General features: G+C 60.8%; 20 protein-coding genes, 3 tRNA genes and 1 riboswitch. Of the genes, 11 read left to right on the plus strand and 12 right to left on the minus strand.

Annotation, left to right across the window (positions count from 1 at the left end; translation table 11 throughout):
• Nucleotides 1-160: 160 nt before the first annotated feature.
• Nucleotides 161-2,080: a DEAD/DEAH box helicase gene (locus tag ACIOTN_RS01250; RefSeq protein WP_388022972.1), complete on the plus strand. Its 1,920-nt coding sequence runs from the start codon at nt 161-163 to the stop codon at nt 2,078-2,080.
• Between the two features lie 92 nt (nt 2,081-2,172).
• Here the strand turns inward: ACIOTN_RS01250 and thiC are convergent, their stop codons facing one another.
• Complete coding sequence (thiC, locus tag ACIOTN_RS01255) at nt 2,173-3,915, minus strand: phosphomethylpyrimidine synthase ThiC (RefSeq protein ID WP_332594905.1); 1,743 nt, start codon at nt 3,913-3,915, stop codon at nt 2,173-2,175.
• Nucleotides 3,912-4,019: riboswitch (TPP riboswitch) on the minus strand. It overlaps the preceding gene by 4 nt.
• A gap of 273 nt (nt 4,020-4,292) precedes the next feature.
• A tRNA-Thr gene (locus ACIOTN_RS01260) sits at nt 4,293-4,364 on the minus strand.
• Nucleotides 4,365-4,897: 533 nt separating this feature from the next.
• Between ACIOTN_RS01260 and ACIOTN_RS01265 the strand changes: the two genes are divergently transcribed.
• Both ACIOTN_RS01265 and ACIOTN_RS01270 read left to right on the plus strand, forming a co-directional pair.
• A tRNA-Thr gene (locus tag ACIOTN_RS01265) sits at nt 4,898-4,969 on the plus strand.
• A gap of 47 nt (nt 4,970-5,016) precedes the next feature.
• Nucleotides 5,017-5,093: transfer RNA gene (locus tag ACIOTN_RS01270), tRNA-Met, on the plus strand.
• Between the two features lie 82 nt (nt 5,094-5,175).
• Here ACIOTN_RS01270 and ACIOTN_RS01275 read toward each other — a convergent pair.
• Entirely contained in the window at nt 5,176-5,952 is a 777-nt protein-coding gene (locus tag ACIOTN_RS01275) for a GTP pyrophosphokinase family protein (protein ID WP_286134123.1), read from the minus strand.
• 241 nt (nt 5,953-6,193) lie between these two features.
• Between ACIOTN_RS01275 and ACIOTN_RS01280 the strand changes: the two genes are divergently transcribed.
• From ACIOTN_RS01280 to ACIOTN_RS01310, 7 genes are all read left to right on the plus strand, one after another.
• On the plus strand, nt 6,194-7,135 hold the full coding sequence (locus ACIOTN_RS01280; protein ID WP_332727213.1) for a DUF2797 domain-containing protein: 942 nt from the start codon (nt 6,194-6,196) through the stop codon (nt 7,133-7,135).
• Nucleotides 7,136-7,222: 87 nt separating this feature from the next.
• A complete protein-coding gene (locus ACIOTN_RS01285; protein ID WP_105656889.1) occupies nt 7,223-7,498 on the plus strand; it encodes a hypothetical protein in 276 nt (91 codons plus the stop codon).
• 101 nt (nt 7,499-7,599) lie between these two features.
• Complete coding sequence (locus ACIOTN_RS01290; protein WP_105656888.1) at nt 7,600-8,046, plus strand: MaoC family dehydratase N-terminal domain-containing protein; 447 nt, start codon at nt 7,600-7,602, stop codon at nt 8,044-8,046.
• 2 nt (nt 8,047-8,048) lie between these two features.
• Nucleotides 8,049-8,465, plus strand: coding sequence for a MaoC family dehydratase (locus tag ACIOTN_RS01295; protein ID WP_105656887.1), 417 nt, complete (start codon nt 8,049-8,051; stop codon nt 8,463-8,465).
• Nucleotides 8,466-8,467: 2 nt separating this feature from the next.
• On the plus strand, nt 8,468-9,667 hold the full coding sequence (locus ACIOTN_RS01300) for an MFS transporter (protein ID WP_105656886.1): 1,200 nt from the start codon (nt 8,468-8,470) through the stop codon (nt 9,665-9,667).
• A gap of 52 nt (nt 9,668-9,719) precedes the next feature.
• Nucleotides 9,720-10,781: a UDP-N-acetylmuramate dehydrogenase gene (locus ACIOTN_RS01305; RefSeq protein ID WP_133833608.1), complete on the plus strand. Its 1,062-nt coding sequence runs from the start codon at nt 9,720-9,722 to the stop codon at nt 10,779-10,781.
• A gap of 52 nt (nt 10,782-10,833) precedes the next feature.
• Entirely contained in the window at nt 10,834-11,349 is a 516-nt protein-coding gene (locus ACIOTN_RS01310) for a GNAT family N-acetyltransferase (protein WP_388022769.1), read from the plus strand.
• Nucleotides 11,350-11,430: 81 nt separating this feature from the next.
• Here ACIOTN_RS01310 and asd read toward each other — a convergent pair whose 3' ends face one another.
• The 9 genes from asd to ACIOTN_RS01355 form a co-directional block, all read right to left on the minus strand.
• Nucleotides 11,431-12,549, minus strand: a complete 1,119-nt coding sequence (gene asd / locus ACIOTN_RS01315; RefSeq protein ID WP_400342041.1) for an aspartate-semialdehyde dehydrogenase — start codon at nt 12,547-12,549, stop codon at nt 11,431-11,433.
• A 112-nt stretch (nt 12,550-12,661) separates the two neighbouring features.
• Nucleotides 12,662-12,889 (minus strand): NF038396 family protein, encoded by a 228-nt coding sequence (locus ACIOTN_RS01320; protein WP_105656882.1) that lies wholly within the window; start codon nt 12,887-12,889, stop codon nt 12,662-12,664.
• A 7-nt stretch (nt 12,890-12,896) separates the two neighbouring features.
• Nucleotides 12,897-13,472: a dihydrofolate reductase gene (locus ACIOTN_RS01325; RefSeq protein WP_332487075.1), complete on the minus strand. Its 576-nt coding sequence runs from the start codon at nt 13,470-13,472 to the stop codon at nt 12,897-12,899.
• Complete coding sequence (locus tag ACIOTN_RS01330; RefSeq protein ID WP_105657074.1) at nt 13,469-14,278, minus strand: thymidylate synthase; 810 nt, start codon at nt 14,276-14,278, stop codon at nt 13,469-13,471. Before ACIOTN_RS01330 ends, ACIOTN_RS01325 begins: the two co-directional genes overlap by 4 nt.
• A 109-nt stretch (nt 14,279-14,387) precedes the next feature.
• Complete coding sequence (locus ACIOTN_RS01335) at nt 14,388-14,717, minus strand: GNAT family N-acetyltransferase (protein ID WP_105656880.1); 330 nt, start codon at nt 14,715-14,717, stop codon at nt 14,388-14,390.
• Nucleotides 14,718-14,856: 139 nt separating this feature from the next.
• A complete protein-coding gene (locus ACIOTN_RS01340) occupies nt 14,857-15,864 on the minus strand; it encodes an NUDIX domain-containing protein (RefSeq protein ID WP_402734711.1) in 1,008 nt (335 codons plus the stop codon).
• Complete coding sequence (locus ACIOTN_RS01345; protein ID WP_105656878.1) at nt 15,864-18,080, minus strand: RNA degradosome polyphosphate kinase; 2,217 nt, start codon at nt 18,078-18,080, stop codon at nt 15,864-15,866. Before ACIOTN_RS01345 ends, ACIOTN_RS01340 begins: the two co-directional genes overlap by 1 nt.
• Nucleotides 18,081-18,164: 84 nt before the next feature.
• The gene (mshD, locus tag ACIOTN_RS01350; protein WP_133833613.1) at nt 18,165-19,121 is read right to left on the minus strand and encodes a mycothiol synthase; all 957 of its coding nucleotides are present in this window, start codon (nt 19,119-19,121) and stop codon (nt 18,165-18,167) included.
• A 52-nt stretch (nt 19,122-19,173) separates the two neighbouring features.
• Entirely contained in the window at nt 19,174-19,842 is a 669-nt protein-coding gene (locus ACIOTN_RS01355; protein ID WP_105656876.1) for a response regulator transcription factor, read from the minus strand.
• Nucleotides 19,843-19,968: 126 nt separating this feature from the next.
• On the opposite strand from ACIOTN_RS01355, the gene ACIOTN_RS01360 reads away from it, so the two are divergent.
• The gene (locus ACIOTN_RS01360; protein WP_105656875.1) at nt 19,969-20,709 is read left to right on the plus strand and encodes a hypothetical protein; all 741 of its coding nucleotides are present in this window, start codon (nt 19,969-19,971) and stop codon (nt 20,707-20,709) included.
• Nucleotides 20,710-20,820: the final 111 nt, after the last annotated feature.

The following is a 20,820-nucleotide window of genomic DNA, read 5'->3' on the forward strand; positions in this document are numbered from 1 at the left end:
TCGTGTTGTATTTTCCGCAAAGTGTGTGCGGGTCTTTATGTCATAGGGGAGCGCTTGATGAGCGTGACTTGTATCTGACTGTGCAGCCTATACGTCGTTTCTTTGGGGACGGCCAAGGCCTATCCCCTAACGAATGAGGTAATTCTTCGTGTCTTCTGACATGCCCGTAAACACCGACGACAACCAGACCCCGGAAGAGCCAACCGTGCTCTTCTCCGAACTTGGCCTGGATGCCCGCGTGCTTGCATCGCTTGCCGACCTTGGCTACGAAAAGCCATCGCCAATCCAGGCAGCGACCATTCCACTGCTTCTCGAAGGCCGCGACGTTGTCGGCCTGGCCCAGACCGGTACCGGCAAGACCGCTGCTTTCGCGCTTCCTGCCCTGTCCCGCATGGCAGAGCTGGCTGACACCAATGGTCCAGCCAAGACCCCGCAGATCCTGGTTCTGGCTCCAACCCGCGAGCTGGCCCTCCAGGTCGCCGAAGCCTTCACTTCCTACGCCAAGTACCTGCCGAACTTCACCGTTCTGCCAGTGTACGGCGGCTCGCCATACGGCCCGCAGCTCAACGGCTTGCGCCGTGGCGCCCAGGTAGTCGTTGGTACCCCAGGTCGCGTTATCGACCACATCAACAAGGGTTCCTTGGACCTGTCGAACCTGCAGTACGTTGTCCTTGATGAGGCCGACGAAATGCTGCGCATGGGCTTCGCCGAGGAGGTCGACAAGATCTTGGAAGCTACCCCAGAGGACAAGCAGGTTGCCCTGTTCTCGGCAACCATGCCACGCACCATCCGCCGCATCGCTTCGGAATACCTGCGCAACCCGCAGGAAGTTGCCGTGAAGTCCAAGCAGTCCACCGGCACCAACATCACCCAGCGCTACCTGCAGGTCATGGGCGCCCACAAGCTGGACGCCATGACCCGCATCCTGGAATCCGAGTCGTTCGAAGGCGTTATCACCTTCGTCCGCACCAAGATGGCTACCGAGGACCTGGCCGACAAGCTGAAGGCCCGCGGCTTCACCGCGGCTGCCATCAACGGCGACATCCCTCAGCAGCAGCGTGAGCGCACCGTTGAGAACCTGCGCTCGGGCAAGATCGACATCCTGGTTGCTACCGACGTGGCAGCTCGTGGTTTGGACGTTGAGCGCATTTCGCACGTTATCAACTTCGACATCCCGCATGACACCGAGTCCTACGTGCACCGCATTGGCCGTACCGGCCGTGCCGGCCGCTCGGGCGACGCGATCCTGTTCATGACCCCGCGCGAGAAGTACTTGCTGCGTGCCATCGAGAAGGCTACCCGCCAGCCGGTGACCCAGATGCAGCTGCCTTCGCTGGATTCGGTCAACGACCGTCGTATCCAGAAGTTCACTGATCGCATCGATAAGACCATCAGCGGCCAGGACTTGACCACCTTCCGCGAAATCGTGGAGAAGTTCGCTTCCGAGCACGAAGACCTGGACCAGCTGGAAATCGCAGCTGCACTGGCTCTGATGGCCCAGGGCGGCCGCCCGCTGCTGATGACCGAACCAGTCATGTCCCCTTCGAAGAAGGCGCGCATGGATCGCCCAGAGCGCGGCGAGCGTGGCGACCGCGGTGACCGTGGCGATCGCGGTCCACGTGCCCGCAAGACCGCTGCCGAGGGCAACGCCATGTACCGTCTGGCCGTTGGCCGCCGCAACCGCGTGCAGCCGGGCTCGATCGTTGGCGCACTGGCCAACGAGGGTGGCTTCGATTCTTCGGAAATCGGCGGCATCGAGATCCGTTCGGACCACACCCTGGTCGAGTTGCCAGCAGAGCTGAGCAAGGACCAGTGGCGTGCACTGTCCAAGACCCGCATCGGCGGCGAGGCCATCGAGCTTGAGCTCGACAATGGCCGCAGCCCACGTCGCGACGACGAAGGCGACCGCGGTGGCTTCCGTGGCGGCCGTGGTGGCGGCTTCGGCGGCGGACGCAGCGGCGGACGTGGCGGTTTCGGTGGCGGACGCAGTGGCGGACGTGGCGGTTTCGGTGGCGGCGGACGCGGCGGCAAGGATCGCTTCAGCGATTCGGGCCGTAGCGGTGGACGTCGCGACTACTAAGCCAGTCGCACGCAGCTGAACAGCATTGAATAACGCCCTTGGGGCAAGCCGAAAGCTTGCCCCAAGGGCGTTTTTCGTGCGCCGCAGGCTATTTACGGAGCAGGAGTTCCCACCGGGATCCCGTCCCCGAGATAGACCGTGCCGCCGCTTTCAAGGAACTGCCTGCTTTTCTGCGCCATCCCGGCCAATGCGGCCTGCGCCTCGGCCGAGCCGTACTCGTCGCGGATATCCTGGGAGATGCGCATGGAGCAGAACTTCGGCCCGCACATGGAGCAGAAGTGGGCGGTCTTGGCCGGCTCGGCCGGCAAGGTCTCATCATGGAATTCCTGTGCGGTGACCGGGTCAAGGGACAACGCGAACTGGTCATTCCAGCGGAATTCGAAGCGCGCCTTGCTCAGCGCATCATCCCGCGCTGTGGCACCCGGGTGGCCCTTGGCCAGATCGGCGGCGTGCGCAGCGATCTTGTAGGTGATCACCCCGGTCTTCACATCATCCCGGTTGGGCAGTCCCAGATGCTCCTTGGGGGTGACGTAGCAGAGCATCGCGGTCCCGTACCGTGCGATCTCCGTGGCGCCAATGGCGCTGGTGATGTGGTCGTAGCCCGGGGCGATGTCGGTGACCAGCGGGCCCAGGGTATAGAACGGCGCCCCGTCGCACAGCTGCTGCTGGCGTTCCACATTCTCGCGCACCAGATGGAACGGGATATGCCCCGGGCCTTCGACCATCACCTGCACATCGTACTTCCAGGCGCGCTTGGTCAGCTCGGCCAGGGTGTCCAGCTCGGCGAACTGGGCGGCGTCGTTCGCATCTGCGATGGAGCCCGGGCGCAGCCCGTCGCCCAGCGAGAAGGCCACGTCGTACTGCGCGAAGATCTCGCACAGCTGATCGAAGTGGGTGTACAGGAAATTCTCCTGGTGGTGCGCCAAGCACCAGCCGGCCATGATGGACCCGCCACGCGAGACCATGCCGGTGACCCGGTTGGCGGTCAGCGGGATGTAGCGCAGCAGCACCCCGGCGTGGATGGTCATGTAGTCCACGCCCTGCTCGCACTGCTCAATGACGGTGTCGCGGAAGATCTCCCAGGTCAGTTCGTTGGCTTCGCCGTTGACCTTCTCCAACGCCTGGTAGATCGGCACGGTGCCGATGGGGACCGGGGAGTTGCGGATGATCCACTCGCGGGTGGTGTGGATGTCATCTCCGGTGGACAGGTCCATTACCGTGTCCGCGCCCCATTTGGCCGCCCACTGGAGCTTGGAGACTTCTTCTGCGATGGAGCTGGTCACCGCCGAGTTGCCGATATTCGCATTGATCTTGACCAGGAACGCCTTGCCGATGATCATCGGCTCGGATTCCGGGTGGTTGATGTTCGCCGGGATGATGGCTCGCCCGGCCGCGAGCTCGCTGCGCACCAGCTCGACATCGCATTCCTCGCGCAGGGCCACATAGCGCATTTCCGGGGTGATGATCCCGGCACGCGCATAGTGCATCTGCGTCACGCGGGCTCCGCCAACGGCCCGCAGTGGCGGGGCTGAGCGTCCGGCCCATTCCGCGCTGGCCGTGCCGCGGCGGACCGCTGAGCGTCCGTCGTCGTGCAGGTTGCGTTCGCGGCCTGCATAGGTTTCCACGTCCCCGCGTTCCAGGATCCACCGCTCGCGGAAGGGTTGCAGGCCTTGGGTGGGCTCGCTTCCCGGTCCGCTGGTGCGATATACCGCCAGCGGCTCGTTGGGCTGTCCATTGGGGGAGTCTGCCAATTGGATCTGCGTGACGGGAACAGAAATTCCCGCAGATTCACGGTAGGCAAGGGTGTGGGCAGGGTGCTGTTCAATTTGTTCCACTGGGGAAACTCACTTCCTTCGCCGGCATTACCCGGACAGGTTCAACGGTCGCGGACGGCGATAGCCCGATCTCAGCCCTTGCCAGGGCACCCGTGTGGTCGCGAACAACTTAGCACGCTTGCGAGGAGAAAACGCAAACCCAGTGGTCAGGGCCTGACATCAAGGAAGTGGGAAGGGCCGGCTGTGGCGGGCCAGGATGCTTTTCATTGGCCGGAGACTCTTGCCGGGGGCACCTGGAATCCGGGGCGCAAGACGCGGCCGATAGCCGGTGCTGCAGCTTGGGGTGCGCCTTGGGCCATGCTCGCAGTGGCTACACGGCATCTGCGGGATAAACGAAAAGAGAGGCAATCTGGAACCAGATTGCCTCTCTTATTTCGAGCCCCCTGCCGGAATCGATCCGGCGACCTCGTTCTTACCAAGAACGCGCTCTACCACTGAGCTAAGGGGGCAACAGGTAAATACTTTACACAGGTTTTTGAGGTTTGCAAAATCCGTCGGGAATTTGTTGCTGAGGTCACAATATTCCTACTCAAGACCGGAATGGGCGGCAAGGAGCTGTTGCCTTCCTGGCGGTTTCCAGCACCCCGGTTCACGGCCCGGGATCCAGCTGCCGGGCACCGGAGCCGTGCCTGGGCGCCTAGGTGGATCGGGTGTTGCCCAAGTGCCGCTCGGTCAGGGGTTCTGGAGTGGGAAAGGGTGTCAGCGTTCCGAAGTTCCAAGCGGGGTAATTCGATGCTTGGCCACCGGGGATGATCCGCGGGATTCTATCCTGCGCGTCATGGCAAATCCGCGATTGACCGCGAGGAGCACTCTCGTGAGCATCGTCACCAGGGCACTTTTTGTCCCACCCTTCGTCCCCGGGGTAGCGAGTAAGAGGATAAATAGTCATTGACTAGTGGTTTTACAGAATTCTCCTGGTCTTTTCCGGGGTGATCCGCCGATTTTTCTTTGCCGGGAAATCCGTGTAGAGTATTTACTCGTTGCCCCCTTAGCTCAGTGGTAGAGCGCGTTCTTGGTAAGAACGAGGTCGCCGGATCGATTCCGGCAGGGGGCTCTGAGTGAGAAGCATTCTTGGCTTCTACTGGATTGCTTCTCACTTGTGGCGGCGTAGCTCAGCTGGTTAGAGCGCACGACTCATAATCGTGAGGTCCCGGGATCGAGTCCCGGCGCCGCTACCAAATCAAAGATCCTCGGCCTCGGCCGAGGATCTTTTTTGGTTTCCGGCCCCGAAGCAGCATTGTCCTTCGAGGGCATGAACGGCTAGTGATCCAAGTCCTTCTCCTGGTTCCCGTCCTTGGCTTGCTGAGCCAGCGACAGCAGCCCCTGGATCGCTGTCGTATCGAAATCCGCCTCTTGGCTCGGTGCCTGATTGGCATCATGGCCGTGGACTTCGGTATGCAAGCGCTGCATCTGCATGTCGAGTTTCGTCGCCATGGCCGCCGCGTCGGCAAGCTCTTGCACTAGATGTTCTGGAACTTCGCCCTCGTACTTGTAGAAGATCTTATGTTCCAGGCTTGCCCAGAAATCCTGGGCAATGGTACGGATCTGCAGCTCCACCACGACATCGACCGGGCCATCGGATAAGTAGACCGGGATCTGCACGATCGCATGGACACTTTTATAGCCGTTGGGCTTCGGGTTCTTGATGTAGTCCTTGATTTGGAGGACCTTCAGGTCATTCTGCGAGGTTAGCGTGTTCAGAACCTTGTAGATGTCCTTGACGAAACTGCAGGTAATGCGCACGCCGGCAATGTCGCTGATGTTCTCGCGAATGGCAGGCAGGGACGGGGAGATGTTCCGGCGGGAGACCTTGCGCATGATGCTCTCCGGAGTTTTCACCCGGGAAGTGACGTGCTCAATTGGATTGTAATTGTGCAAATACAAGAACTCTTCACGCAAGATCGAGACCTTGGTCAGCACCTCGTCCACCGCAAACTGGTACTCCATCATGAAACGCTGGAAATCATGGCGGAAAGCCTGCGTCAATCGCTGCAGCTCGGCCGGCGAAGGGGCGGTCTCGGCAGCTGCGATGGCCACTGCACGAGTCTTGTCATCAAATGGGACAGAAATCCTGGATCACCTCAGCAGATTATGGCCCGGCCCGCGGTACGGTTCCGGTGCAGTTCCAGCCTAAGGGCTTCTCCTAGGAATTAGGCCAGAACGAATCGGGAATTCGTCCAGCAAACTTTCGGGCTGCAGGCGCCGGCCAACCTGCCTTGCAGGAGCTAGCCATGTCCGGTGAACTATCGTTGAAGAGGTAACTTCGAGGAAGGCATCGATGGAATTCGCCAGCGACCACCGGCAGCTCTGCCACGGCATCAGCTTCTCAGAGCATGAACGCGCCCCCATGCTCCGGCTTAGGCAAGCGGAAAAATGGAGCACCGAATATCTGGAAGCCAACCGTTCCCTAAGCTTGCGCATCGGCGAACTGAAATTCTGCCTGGGCTACATCACGATGAACAGCGATGGCTCTCGCAACACCTTGCCTTGCCCGAAGAACAAAGCGCTGCGTACCGGAACCCAGTGCGAACGCTGCCGCCGGCTGGATCATTCGAAGTTCATGCATCATTTCCACAAGACCGGCGAAGCCCCGGAAGGCATGCGCAAGTACCTGGAGCAGCCGCACTTCTTGTATGTCGCAAGCTTCGCCCATGGGGCGACCAAAGTCGGTACCACCTCAACCCAGAGCAAATGGACTCGCTTGGCGCAGCAGGGAGCGGTCATTGCCCGCTATATTGCCCGCGCCGCTGATGGAGCCGCTATTCGAGTGCTCGAAGACCTTGTCACTGAACACGTGGGCCTGAGCCAGCAAGTCCGGCAGAAGTCCAAGATCAAGGGACTGGCCAGCTGGGAACTGGACTACGCCCAGCTGGACCAGATCAACTCCGAAGCGGCAAGCCGGGCCCGGTCCTTCCTTGGCGCCCAGCGGGGCTTGGAAACCTACGGCGTGCAGCTGCGCGACGAGCTGTGGGAACAACCGGCCTTTGCCCGCCCGGTAGTAGACGCCTGGGATACCCATGCGCTGCATGCCTGGAATACCGCGCTGGGCGGGAACACCGTGAATCTGCGCATCCGCGGCGTGCTGGGGCAAAGCATCCTCGCAGACAGCGGCGAAGGCACCACCGTGCGCCTGCTGGATGCCGCCGAGTTGAAGACCCGCGAGGTCGCCATCGTGGAGAACTGCGCAGATTTCAGGGAAGAGCAATCCGCCCTGTTCTGAATCAGGCCCAGCGTTGTCGGGGGAGTCACGGGGAAATGCCCCGGCCACAATGAGCGGACACAGCCGGAGCTGAACTAGACTTGAACCATGACCAACACTCCTTGGGAATCAGCCTCACCACGCTATAAGAAGCTCGTCTTCGCTGCCATGGGCATCATGGGCGCAGGCATCATCTTGGCCATCATCGGCGCCAACATTCCATCGCTGCCAACGGTCTACACAGCAATCGGCATCATGGTCATCGGCATGCTCTGCCACATCGCCGGACTGGTTGTCCGCGCCAGGGATGCGCGCCAGTGGCGCATTGCCAATGGCCTGGCGGCCCCTCGAGCCAAGAAGCGCCCGGCGGACGGGCAGGACTAGGGCTCCGCAAGAATTCCACCGTGTGACCGCTTGGCTGCGCCCGGGTCCCGTATCCGGCGGCAGCCTCGCCTGGCCACTTCCAACAACGTTCAGGAGAATCCATGGGCATCAACCCCGACCTGGTAGGGCGCATCTACCCTGCCGGCGAGTCCTACCAGGTAGGCCGCGAAAAGATCCGCGAATTCGCCAAGGCCACCAAGGCCGCCAACCAGGCGCACTACGATGTGCAGGCCGCTCGCGAGCTGGGCTATAGCGATGTCGTTGCCCCTCCGACCTTCGCGATCATCATCGCCCAGCGCGCTGACGCGCAGCTGATTGCCGACCCGGCCAGTGGCATCGACTTCTCCCGCGTGGTGCACGCCGACCAGCGCTTCACCCATCACCGTCCAATCGTTGCCGGCGATGAACTGCTTGCCGAGCTCTACGTGGACCAGGTCCGTGAAATGGGTGCCGGTGCCATGATCACCACCCGCGCGGAAATAACCACCGTGGCTGGCGAGAAGATCGCAACCACCGTTTCATCGCTACTGGTACGAGCTGAGGACTAAGCATGATTGAATTCGAAAGCCTCGAAAAGGGCCAGGTCATTGGATCGCACACGGTGCAGGTCAACCGCGCGGACCTCGTCCGCTATGCAGGTGCCTCGGGCGACTTCAACCCGATTCACTGGAATGAGCGCTTCGCCAAGGAAGTGGAACTGCCATCGGTGATTGCCCACGGCATGTTCACCATGGGATCGGTCATCGACCTGGTCTCCCAGTGGGTCGGCAACCCGGGGGCCATCATCGACTACCAGACCCGCTTCACCAAGCCGGTAGTCGTCGAAGATCCCGAAGGTACCACCATTTCGGTGGAGGGCAAGGTCGGTGCCTTGGACTCCGAAGCCCGCACCGCCCGCATCGATCTGGCAGTCTCGGCCCATGACAGCAAGGTACTGCTCAAGTGCCAAGCCGTGGTGCAGCTCTAGGCATGCAACTTCCCGGTGAAGCGCAGAGGCCTGTAACCCAGTGGCGCAACGCGCTGATGGCCGCCTACCTGGCCAGCGGCCTGCTGATCTCGGCCCTGGTTTCGCGCTTGCCCGCAGTGCGTGATGCCCTGCAGCTGGACCACGCCAGCGTTGGACTGCTGCTGCTGTGCATGAGTGCAGGATCCTTCCTGTCCGTCTCGGTCTCAGGACAACTGGTTCTGCGCCTTGGGGCCACCCGCGTCATGCGCATCGCCGCGACAATAGCCGGCTGTTCACTCATTCTTGTAGGCGTGGGCGCAGGAATCTTTGGCAGCGCCCTGATCTGCGGCATCTTCCTCTTCGCCCAGGGCCTGGGGACCGCATCATGGAATGTCGCCTCCAATGTCCAAGGCGCGGCCATGGAACGCGCCTTGGGCAAGAGCATCATGCCCGCCCTGCACGGTTTCTTCTCCATCGGCACCGTGATCGGTGCCGGCGCTGGTGCGCTAGGTGCCCGACTGCAGATCCCGTTGCAGTACCACTACGGCTTCATGGGCCTGGTTATCGTCTTCACCGTGCTCTACAGTGCCCGATTCTACGGAGAAGACTACAGCCGGACCCCGCGCACCAGCAGCGGGACCTCGCTGAAGAAGGCATGGACCGAACCGCAGACCGTCCTCTTGGGCGTTCTGGTTCTGGGCATGGCCCTGGCTGAAGGCGCAGCCGGCGACTGGGTGGCCATGGCACTGGTGGATGGATACCACACGAAGGAAGGCGTGGGAGCCATCGGCTACGGCGTCTTCGTTACCGCCATGACCCTGACCCGGCTGCTGTCCGGCGATCTGATCTTGCGCCTGGGCCGCGTCGTCATGATCCGGGCCAGCGCCATCAGCGCCCTGGTCGGGGTACTGCTCTTCGCCTTTGGCAACAACCTGCCGCTGGCCTTCGTGGCCTTGGCCATCTGGGGCATGGGAGTGGCCCTGACCTTCCCGCTGGCCATGAGCGCGGCATCGGATGATCCTGTTCATGCCGCGACCCGCGTCTCGGTAGTGTCCACCATCGGCTACGGCGCCTTCCTCGGTGGCCCGCCGCTTTTGGGACTGCTGGCTGAAGTCATCGGCCTGCTCCCTGCTTTGGGTTCCATTTCCATCCTGGTGGTCGTGGCCTTCTGCTTGTCCTCTAATGCCGCCGGAAACCGTACCGGCGGCGCAGGCAAAGCGTAGAACGCCGGCCGGCCGCACCTATTCGTTCCCATACGGAAAGTAAACTGAAGCAATGCTGAAGAATCTGACCACGACCCACGTTGGTGGGCCAGCCCAGCAATTGGTGACCGCTACCAGCGAAGCTGAACTGGCTCAAGCCGTTGCGGCAGCAGACACCGCAGGGCACGACGTTCTGCTCATTGGCGGGGGTTCCAACCTGGTGATCTCCGACGAGGGGTACCCGGGCGTCGCAGTGCAGATCGCCACCCGCGGACTGCACCTGGACGAGCAGCCTAATGGCAAGGTGCTGCTGCGCGCTGCCGCCGGCGAGAACTGGGACACGACCGTTGAATACAGCCTGGCTGAGGGCCTGAGCGGACTGGAAGCGCTCTCGGGCATCCCCGGGTGCACCGGTGCCACTCCGGTGCAGAACGTCGGGGCCTACGGGGCAGACATTTCCCAGACCCTGGCGTGGGTGCGTGCCTACGACCGCCAGAGCAACCAGGTACTCAAGCTGGATAACTCCGAGCTTGGTTTCGCCTACCGCGATTCGGTCATCAAGCGCACGAGCACCAACGGATCCCCACGCTACGTGGTCCTGGAAGTGGCCTTCCTGCTGACCCGTGAAAATGAATCGGCTCCTATCCGCTATGCAGAGCTGGCCCGCCGGCTCGGAGTCGAAGCTGGCGAACGCGCCGACGCACTCGAAGTGCGCCAGACCGTTCTGGACTTGCGTCGTTCCAAGGGCATGGTCTTTGATGCCAGGGATGCCGACTCGCACTCCACGGGTTCCTTCTTCACCAACCCCATCGTTGAATCCAGCGTCATGGGCAAGCTTCCCGAGAACGCTCCGAGCTACCCGGCGGAACAAGCTGGCTTCCTCAAGCTGTCCGCCGCGTGGCTCATCGACCAGGCCGGTTTCGGCAAGGGCTACGGCTTGGAGGGGACCGAGGGGTTCGCGCTCGCTGGCGGCCGAGCGTCCCTGTCCACCAAGCACACACTGGCCATCACCAACCGCGGGGAAGCCACCGCCCAGGACATTGTGGCCATTGCGCGGGCAGTTCGCGCCGGCGTGCAGCAGCGTTTTGGCATTGAACTGGTCAATGAGCCGCTGCTGATCGGCCTAGCTCTCTAAGCGAGCAGCATGCCAGCCATCGCCGGAACACGGGAGGAAAACAAGGGTGCACTTGTCATTGCGAAAGCTCGCGCTGGAGGATATCGACCTGCTGGAAGCGAACTTCCAATCCGTGCAGGGCGCCGGTGAAGCCCAGTGGTTCGGCTTCTGGGATACGAACAAGCTGCGCGCCCGTGTCGGCCAGGACCAGTTGATCGGCAACGCCGATGGCGCACTGGCGGTCTGCTTGGGGGAGCAGGTAATCGGCAAAGTCGATTGGTTCACCGTTTCGTCGTGGGGCCGGGCCAACACCTCGGCCTGCTGGGAAGTCGCTATCGGCATCTTTGCCCAGTACCGCGGCCAGGGCCATGGCACGCAGGCGCAGAAGATGCTCGTCGACTACTTGTTCACCCACTACCCCCGTCATCGGATCCAGGCTACGACAACCGCAGAAAATGCGGCTGAGCAGAAGTGCCTGGAGAAGCTGGGGTTCACCCGCGAGGGTGTCATCCGCCAAGCGCAGTGGCGCGCCGGTGCGTGGCATGACCAGCTGATCTATTCAGTACTCCGGGATGAGTGGGCCCACTAGAGCTCATCCGCAGGGGAAATGGCCAAGCCCAGAACAGAAATTTCTGTTCTGGGCTTGGCCATGGCTTTGCCTCGGAGGTGCCTAGAGGCGGCCCTGGGCGATAGCGAGCATGCGGCGCAGCGGCTCGGCAGCGCCCCACAGCAGCTGGTCTCCAACGGTAAAGGCCGAGATGTACTCAGGACCCATTTCCAGCTTGCGGATACGGCCGACCGGGATATCCAAGGTACCGGACGCCGCGACCGGAGTCAGCTGGTCCATGGTGGCTTCCTTCTCGTTGGGAACGACCTTGGCCCACTGGTTGTCTGCTGAGAGCAGCGACTCGATTTCGGAGACTGGCAGGTCTTCCTTCAGCTTCAGCGTCAGTGCCTGCGAGTGCGAGCGCATGGCACCGATGCGGACGCACAGGCCGTCCATGATGATCTGCTTGTCGCCGGGGGTCTGCAGGATCTTGTTGGTCTCAACGCCTGCCTTCCACTCTTCGCGGGACTGGCCGTTGCCCAAATCAGCGTCGATCCATGGGATCAGCGAGCCGCCCAGTGGTACGCCGAATTGCGCGGCATCCAGGTTTCCGCGCTGGGTTTCCAGGACCTTGCGGTCGATTTCCAGGATGGCGCTGGCTGGATCGGCCAACTCGCTGCCCACCGACGCATTGATGTCGCCGAACTGGGTGAGCAGTTCGCGCATATGGCGTGCGCCGCCGCCGGAAGCGGCCTGGTAGGTCATCGCGGTGCCCCACTCGACCAAGTTGTTCTTGAATAGCCCGCCCAAGCCCATGAGCATGCACGAGACGGTGCAGTTGCCGCCGATGTAGTCCTTGACGCCAGAGGCCAGGGATTCATCGATCACGGCTCGGTTGACCGGGTCCAAAACGATGACCGAATCATCATTCATGCGCAGCGAGGACGCCGCATCGATCCACAGGCCGTCCCAGCCGGACTTGCGAAGCTCGGTGTGGACCTTGGTCGTGTAGTCCCCGCCCTGGGCAGTGACGATGATCGGCAACTTGGACAGCGTTTCAATATCGAACGCGTCCTGCAGCGGCCCAGCACCCTCAGCGAATGCCGGGGCGTTGCCGCCGGCATTGGAAGTCGAGAAAAATACCGGGTCAATCTGGACGAAATCGCCCTCGTCGAGCATGCGCTGCATCAGCACGGAACCAACCATGCCTCGGTAACCTACAAAACCAACAGATGAAGTCATGTATCCATGGTAGGGGCGTTTATCCGGCAGAGCCCGGTTCGTTACACCAGTTAAAGCAGAATCACACCCAAGCCCCAGCAGGGTTCAGGTGTGACTCGGTCCAGCGAAAGTTTTACTTTTCCTCAAGCAGCAGCTTGCGGTTCTTGATCGCCCACATGGCGGAGAAGATAAAGATCTGCGTCGGGACCAGCAGCATGATCAGGCCGAATACCTTGTGGCCGCCGAGAACCATGAAGAAGCCGAGTACGGCCACCACCAAGGCCAGCAGCGGGAAGAGCATGTATCCGAGAATGAAGAGTGCTTCGGGGTGCTGCTTGAGCTCTCCGATGTATTTTTTCATGGTCGTTCTAATCCTTTTGGCGAAGCCAGGTTTCAAAGCGGTAGCGGGTACCGGTGGAGGAAGTGTGCCAGTGGGCAGCTTCCGAATCTAGGGACGGATCGGATGCGCCCAGAGCGAAGTCAGCGGTGAGCTTCGGTGCGGAGGTATCTCCAGCAGGGGAGGCATCGAGCTTGGTAATCACCGCGACGTCCAGCAGCGCCAGTGCCTGGGCATAGACCTTTCCGCCGCCAATGATCCATACTTCTTCGCCGCCGGCGCTGCGCTGTGCCAACGCGATGGCTTCTTCCAAGCTGGAGACGGGGAGTGCGCCATCCTTGCGCAGCTGCGCGTGGGCATCAGCCTGCGTGGTCAGCACGATGTTGGTGCGTCCTGGCAATGGACGGAACTTCGCCGGGAAGGAATTCCATGTGGCACGACCCATGATCACTGGATGGCCAGCGGTCGTGCGCTTGAAATGGGCCAGGTCCTCGGGAACGTGCCATGGCATGGCGCCGTCAGCGCCAATAATGCCGTTCTCGGCTTGGGCCCAAATGGCGCCAACCAGCGGTTCAACGTCGTGTGCGTGGCGAGGCTTGGGAGTCATACCGCTACGGCTCCCTTGATCGTCGGGTGGTGCTGGTAGTCATTGATGCTGAAATCTTCCAGCGTGTAGTCGAAGATCGACTCGGGCTTGGAATTGAAGCTGAGCGTCGGGTATGGGTAGGGATCGCGGGAGAGCTGCTCCTTGACCTGTTCCAAGTGGTTGGTGTAGATATGCACGTCGCCACCAGTCCAGATGAACTCGCCTGGCTCCAGATCGAGCTGGTGGGCAAGCATGCGCGTGAGCAGTGCGTAGGAAGCGATGTTGAACGGTACGCCCAGGAACATGTCTGCACTGCGCTGGTAGAGCTGGCAGGAGAGCTTGCCCTCGGCCACGTAGAACTGGAAGAACACGTGGCATGGAGGCAACGCCATATTCTGGATCTCTGCGACATTCCACGCCGAGACGATGTGGCGGCGGGAGTCCGGATTGTTCCGCAGCGAGTCGACCAGCTGGGAGATCTGGTCAATGTGGCCGCCATCGGGAGTTGGCCAGCTGCGCCACTGGACACCATAGACCGGTCCGAGTTCGCCGGCTTCGTCAGCCCATTCATTCCAGATGCGCACGCCCTGGTCCTGCAGCCACTTCACATTGGATTCGCCGCGCAGGAACCACAAGAGTTCTGCTGCCACGGATTTGAAGTGCACGCGTTTGGTGGTGACCAGCGGGAAAGAATCCTTCAGATCGAAGCGGATCTGGCGGCCGAATACCGACAGCGTTCCAGTTCCGGTGCGGTCTTCCTTGGAGGCGCCGTTCTCCAGCACGTCTCGAAGCAGATCTTCATAAGGGGTTGCGATTGGAGTCGTCATCTTACCTGTCGTGCTGGTGGTCGGCGCTGGCATATTCACACGTCCCAGTTTAGATCAAACGGAAAGCTCCTGGAACTAAGCGCATTGATGATGCTGCTCGCACTCGTGCCTAGCTCGCAGCCACCATGTCGTTATACTCCGGGTAGCGGCGCAGGTAGTCCTGGACGTAGCTGCACTCCGGAATGATCTTCAGCCCCTTGTCGCGGAACTTGTCCAGAACCAAGGTCACCAGCGCGCGAGCGTATCCGCGACGGCCGAATTCCTCATTGACTATGGTGTGCTGGATGGTGGCGATGCCATCTTCTTCGTAGTAGCCGAGGAAACCGACAAAAGTGGAACCGTGCCACAGCGAATAGCGGCCGCGGCTGGCATCGTGATCCAAACGCAGTCCATGGTGCACAATCTTCTCGACTGGCTGGTTCGGTTGCTGGGCAGTCATGGCATTACCTCATTCTTGGCTGTGACGTGTCTCCTATTCATAGTCTTATCCCTAATCGGAGGCAGATGCAACGGCTGGTGCCACGCCCTGAGAGAACACTGAAGCCCGGCATGCAATGCCGGGCTTCAGCCGCATCAGGCTAATCGTGGTACGGCGTATGAATCTCAAAGGAGACAATTCGCGGGCTGCCGGATTGGACCTGCTGCGCAACGATCAGGGACCCCGGTTCCAAATAGGGATTCTGGTCCGGCAGGGCCATGGCCAGTTCGTCAGTGGAGTTCTGGGCAAGAACCTCCAACACGAAGGGCAGCACCGGGCGATGGGTGCAAATCACCTGGGAACGGTACTTGTCGAAGAGTTTTTGCACGGCCTTGCGTGCCCGCTCCGGATTGCGTGTCGCCGCATGTTCGGTCAGGGCTTTAATGCTCTTGAGCTTCAAGGCGTGCAAGGCGGCATAGGGAGTGATCGTCTGGACGCACCGCATCCACGGGGAAGAGGCCACGTGCATCGGCTTCCATGCTTCGAGCATCCGGGAAACTGCCTGCGCCTGGCGTCGCCCCGTCGCCGCCAGCGGGCGGTCTCCTTCGGCACGAGTCCAGTTGCCACGAGGCTTGGCCTTGGCATGGCGGACAATGAGCACCGGGTGCGTATCGAGCACGCCGGCTTCATAGGCCAGGACCAGATCGGACAGCGGCTGGTTGTCCGTGGCAATGGACAGCATTTTGGCAGCCTTCTTGGGACTGGTCCAAAGAGCCTCGTCGCATTCCGCGCCATCAGGCTCAATTACCGTCTGCGCATCGGTCTTGGCTGCCCAATAGTAGACAACCTTGGTTTTCTGGCCCACGGAGTAGGCGGTGGCTGAAAGCGGGATGCCCAAGGTGATGCGCAACCCGATTTCCTCGCGGACCTCGCGCAGCGCACACTCGGCGATGGATTCACCCTGATCCAGTTTGCCCTTGGGCCAGGACCAGTCATCGTACTTTGGGCGGTGGATCAGGAGAACTTGGAGTTTGCCGTCCTTCACGCGCCAGGGGATTGCCCCGGCGGCCACGATGTCGTATTCGCCAAGGCGGATTTCCTCGGCATCTGCAGAACGGATGATGTCACGAGCCCTGGTGCGGGTATCGCGCAGCTCTGGTTCGGTCACTAGCTATTACGTCCACTGTTTCGTCGGCGGGCATGTTCTTCAACTAACCAGAATTGGACGTCCGAGAGCGCCTTGCCATCCTCGTCCTGGTAATGGCGAATCCAGTCGCCATCGGAGTTCAGGTGCCACGAAGCGGTTTTGTCGTCCATGTAGCGGGCCAGCAGGGTGATCATGCGATCAATGTCCTCCTGGTTGCGCAGCGAGACCAGGGCTTCCACGCGACGATCCAGGTTGCGGTGCATCATGTCGGCGGAGCCGATGTACACCAGTGGATCTCCGCCGTTTTCAAACATGAACACGCGGCTGTGCTCAAGGAACCGGCCCAAGATGGAACGTACTTCGATGTTCTCGCTCAGTCCCGGCACTCCCGGGCGCAGGGCACAGATGCCGCGAACGATGACTTCCACCTTGACCCTTGCCTGGCTGGCCCGGTACAGCGCATCGATGATGGCTTCATCCACGATGGAATTGACCTTGATGACGACCTTTGCCGGCTTGCCGGCCGCGGCGTTGACTATCTCCTTCTCGATATGCGCCAGCAAGCCGGTGCGTACCGAGCGCGGAGCAACCAGCAGGCGGTTGTAGGTCGAGCGCGGGGCGTAGCCCGAAAGCTGGTTGAACAGCTTGGAGATATCCTCGCCAACTTCGTCGTCGCAGGTGAGCAGGCCGAAGTCTTCGTAATACCGCGCGGTGCGCGGGTGGTAGTTGCCGGTGCCGATGTGGCAATAGCGGCGCAGCTTGTCGCCTTCGCGGCGAACCACCAAGGAGAGCTTGGAGTGGGTTTTCAGGCCCACGATGCCGTAGACCACGTGCACGCCCGCCTGTTCCAGCTTGCGCGCCCAAGAGATGTTGGCCTGCTCGTCGAAGCGGGCCTTGATTTCTACCAGGGCCAGAACCTGCTTGCCAGCTTCGGCCGCATCAATCAGCGCATCGACGATGGGCGAGTCGCCGCTGGTGCGGTACAGGGTCTGCTTGATGGCCATGACCTTCGGATCAGCTGCGGCCTGTTCCAGGAAGGCCTGCACGCTGGTGGAGAAGGAATCATAGGGATGGTGAAGCAGGATGTCGCGGCGCCGAACGGCCGCGAACACATTGGCGGCTTTGGCAGTTTCTGACTCGTTCAGGTAGTTCGAGGTATGGCCAACATGCTTGGTGTAGTGAAGCTCTGAACGGTCCAGCGACGCGATAACGCCCAAACCGCGCAGGTCCAATGGGGTGGGAAGCTTGAAAACCTCGTCCTCTTCAACACCGAGCTCGCGGGTGAGCAGCTCCATGATTTCAGGGTTGATGTCATTGGCGACTTCCAGGCGAACGGGAGGACCGAAGCGGCGGCGCAGCAATTCCTTCTCCAGCGCCTGCAGCAGGTTCTCTGCATCGTCCTCTTCAACTTCCAGGTCCTCGTTGCGGGTGACACGGAAGAAGTGGTGCTCGACGATTTCCATCCCCGGGAACAACAGCTCCAAGTGCACCGCAATAAGTGCTTCGAGCGGGATGAACCGGGCCGTACGCAACGAAGAGTGCGCCGCGCGGGTGCCGTCGATGCTGATCAGGCGGGCGATGGTGTCTGGCACCTTCAAGCGGGCAAATAGTTCCTTGCCGGTCAGCGGGTTGCGGACCACCACAGCCAGATTCAGCGACAGCCCGGAGATGTACGGGAATGGGTGAGCAGGGTCAACCGCCAGCGGAGTGAGTACCGGGAATACCTGGGAAACGAACCACTTGGAAAGCAGGTCACGCTCGGATGCCGAGAGGTCTTCCCAGGTGGTGATGCGGATACCCTGCTCGGCCAAATCGGGGTATACCGAGTCGGCGAAGACTTTGGCATGGCGGGTCTGCAGCGCGTGGGCCGAGGATAGCAGCAACTCCAACTGGTCTACCGGGTTCATTCCGTTAGCCGCCGGCACCGCCAGTCCAGCGTGGATGCGGCGCTTCAGCCCGGCAACGCGAACCATGAAGAACTCATCAAGGTTCGAGGCGAAGATGGACAGGAAGTTCACCCGTTCAAGCAAGGGCAGATCGGTGTCTTCGGCCAGCTCCAGAACGCGGGCGTTGAAATGCAGCCAGCTGAGCTCACGGTCAAGGAAACGCTCATTTTTGAATCCGCCATCAGGATGCAGATCCGGTAGCGAATCTGCTGGCTCTATACGATCTTCATTGACCTTCGAGGAAGGAACATCACGTAGTTGAGTACCAGTTTCCTTGGGGTAGCTATTCATCGGCTGAACTCACTTCTTTCCTGCAAGTGGACGCTAAAGACACCGCTGGCGGCAGTCGCGATAAATCAGGGACTGCCGGTACCCCTAGTCTATCTTCTGCGGACCGTACATAATGTCCGCATCCCAAAGTGTGAAGCCCAGCGAGCGGTAGAGCTTAACTGCAGCTTCATTATCGGCATCCACGTACAAGATCACCGCATCGACGCCCAGTTCCAGCAGGTAGTTGATGCCGGTGGTGGTCAAGGACCGGCCCAGGCCTAGTCCTTGCGCTTCGGGAACGACGCCGACAACGTAAACCTCGCCGGTGGGGCGGACCGCGTCTGCGGTAGCAGGATGGATTTTGGTCCAGTGGTAGGCGAGCAGATTCTCCTCCGCGTCAAAGGCCAAGAAGAAGCCGGATGGGTCGAACCAGTCCTCGGACATGCGCGCTTCGAGGTCATTGAGGGTCAGCGAACCTTGCTCGGGATGATGCACGAAGGACTTGGCGTTAGCTTCCAGCCATTGCGGCTCGTCCTCGCCAACACGGAAGGTGCGGACCGTAATCCGGCGATCAATCGCAGGCTCTTCAAGGTAATCGGTGCCTTCGCGGCGCATCCGGAACAGCTCGCGTACGCGGTCCAGGCCCACACCTGCGGCCAGCTTCTTGGCTGCATCGTGGTCGCCGTGCGCCCACGCCTGGATCTTCGAGAGATCCAGTAGCTCACCGAGCTTGCCCAGCAGGGCCCGGCCAATGCCAGCGCGGCGATGCTCGGGGTGGACTACCAGTTCCAGGACCCAAGGCTGATCCGGGGATTCCCGAACCGCGATGGCAACGCCGGCCAACGTCGACTCCGCGCCTTCGCCGGCTTCAGCCAGCAGGGCAAGCAGATTCTGGCTAGGCTCATCGGCTGCCAATGCCACCAGGGTCTGGTCGCTCAACGGCGGGTTGCCATCGGCTTTCTGCGCATCGAGGGCTAGCTGGCGCACGTCGGATAGCGCCCGTTCATCAAGCTCACCGGGGACGTGCTGGATGGAAACAGTGTTCTGTGGCAGTTCGCTCATGCATTTCACGATAGTCGTAAAATGTGCGAAGTGGGTAGGAGTTATCTGAAAGTTATGATTCGGTGTGGAAGCGGTAGCCGACGTTGCGCACCGTTCCGATGAGCTGTTCATGATCGGTGCCGAGTTTCGCGCGCAAACGTCGCACATGCACGTCTACGGTACGGGTGCCTCCGTAGTAGTCGTATCCCCACACTTCATGCAGCAGCTGTTCGCGGGTGAAGACTCGGCCGGGGAACTGTGCCAGGTACTTGAGCAGTTCGAACTCTTTGTATGTCAGGTCCAGCATGCGGTTATCGATACGGGCGGTGTAGCTCAACTCATCGATGCGCAGGCCCGAAGTGCTTTCAGCGGCCACCGGTGCGGGGGCGGGAACCGTGGCTCCGGAGAGCATCAGGCGGATGCGTGCATCAAGCTCGGCAGGGATGGCGGAAGGCAACAGGAAATCAGTCGCAAACCAATCCGAGTTCAAAATGCCCAGTGCGCCTTCGCTGACAACCAGCAGCAAGGGCAGATTCAAATTGGCGTGCAATAACTGCGCCAGGGAGCGCGCCGGAATGAGATCTGTACGGGCATCGAGGATGACCGCGTCGCACTCAGGGATTTGGCTCAGCGACTCCGTTGTTGCAGGGAAGAAAGAAATCTCGTGCAATAACAGTTCGAGTGCCGGAAGAACTTCAGCGGCATTTTCGGCATGATTACTTAATAGCAGTAGGTGAGCCAATCGGTCTTCCTCCTGCCAGATAGTTGCGAAAAAATCACTTTTACGTGTCACAGTATAAGGAATGAATCAGTTGAAGCACGCATGTGAACACGCAAGTGCGGACACATTACCGTCAGGAATCAGAATTTGAGAATCAAGGTTTTATTCAGTGGACTCGTTGCAGCGGCACTGCTTGTCGTTGTTGCAAGTCTGGATTCGATGAGCTGGCTGATGGGTGTGCTCACCGCGGTCTTGCAGCTGATTTTCGCCTATACCTGGCCACGAATGGTCCGCTCTGATGCGCCATGGCCGATCACCATCATCTTGGCGTTGTGCTCTTTGGCGGCTACGGCTTCGACCATGTTCATGCCAGGCGGGTCGGTGATGTCACATAGTGTCGAAGCAATCGCCGTTGGCGTGCTTCTGGTATTTATCAGCCAGGTATTGCGCGGGGCAGAAGCCGAAGGCCGGCTGGCCGGTGTGGTTTCTGGCGTGACCGGCATAGTCCTGGGCGTGCTGGGTTCCGCCTGGGCCGCTAGTGCTTATGTGCCCTACGGCTTTGGGCTGGCCGTCACAACCGTGGTCGCTCTGCTTGGGGCTGGTGCGGTTGCCGTTACCCGCCTGCCAAACCGGATGACCATGATTCTGGCGCCTGTGGTCGCTGCCGCATTGGGCGCGGCCTCCAGCGCGCTGCCAATCGATATGCTCTGGTACCAAGGGGCGACCCTGGGACTGCTGACCGGCTTGCTGGTGGGTTCATTACGGGCATTGGCCTTGGTCAGCCGCAGCGTACGAAACATGAGTGGAATCCTTGGCCTTGCCTGCGCCATCTTGCTGATGAGCGGTGCGGTCAGCTGGTACGCGATGGAAGTGCTGGCTTTCATTTAGCGGTGAGCGGTTCAAATATGATGCTAGCTGCGTCACGCGTGTCGAAGTTCTCCTGCCTCCCGCGCTAAGATGAAGCCATGAATGAAAATTACCTTGCAATCGAAATTTTCT

The organism is Glutamicibacter sp. NPDC087661 (genome assembly GCF_044743275.1).
GTDB lineage: Bacteria > Actinomycetota > Actinomycetes > Actinomycetales > Micrococcaceae > Glutamicibacter.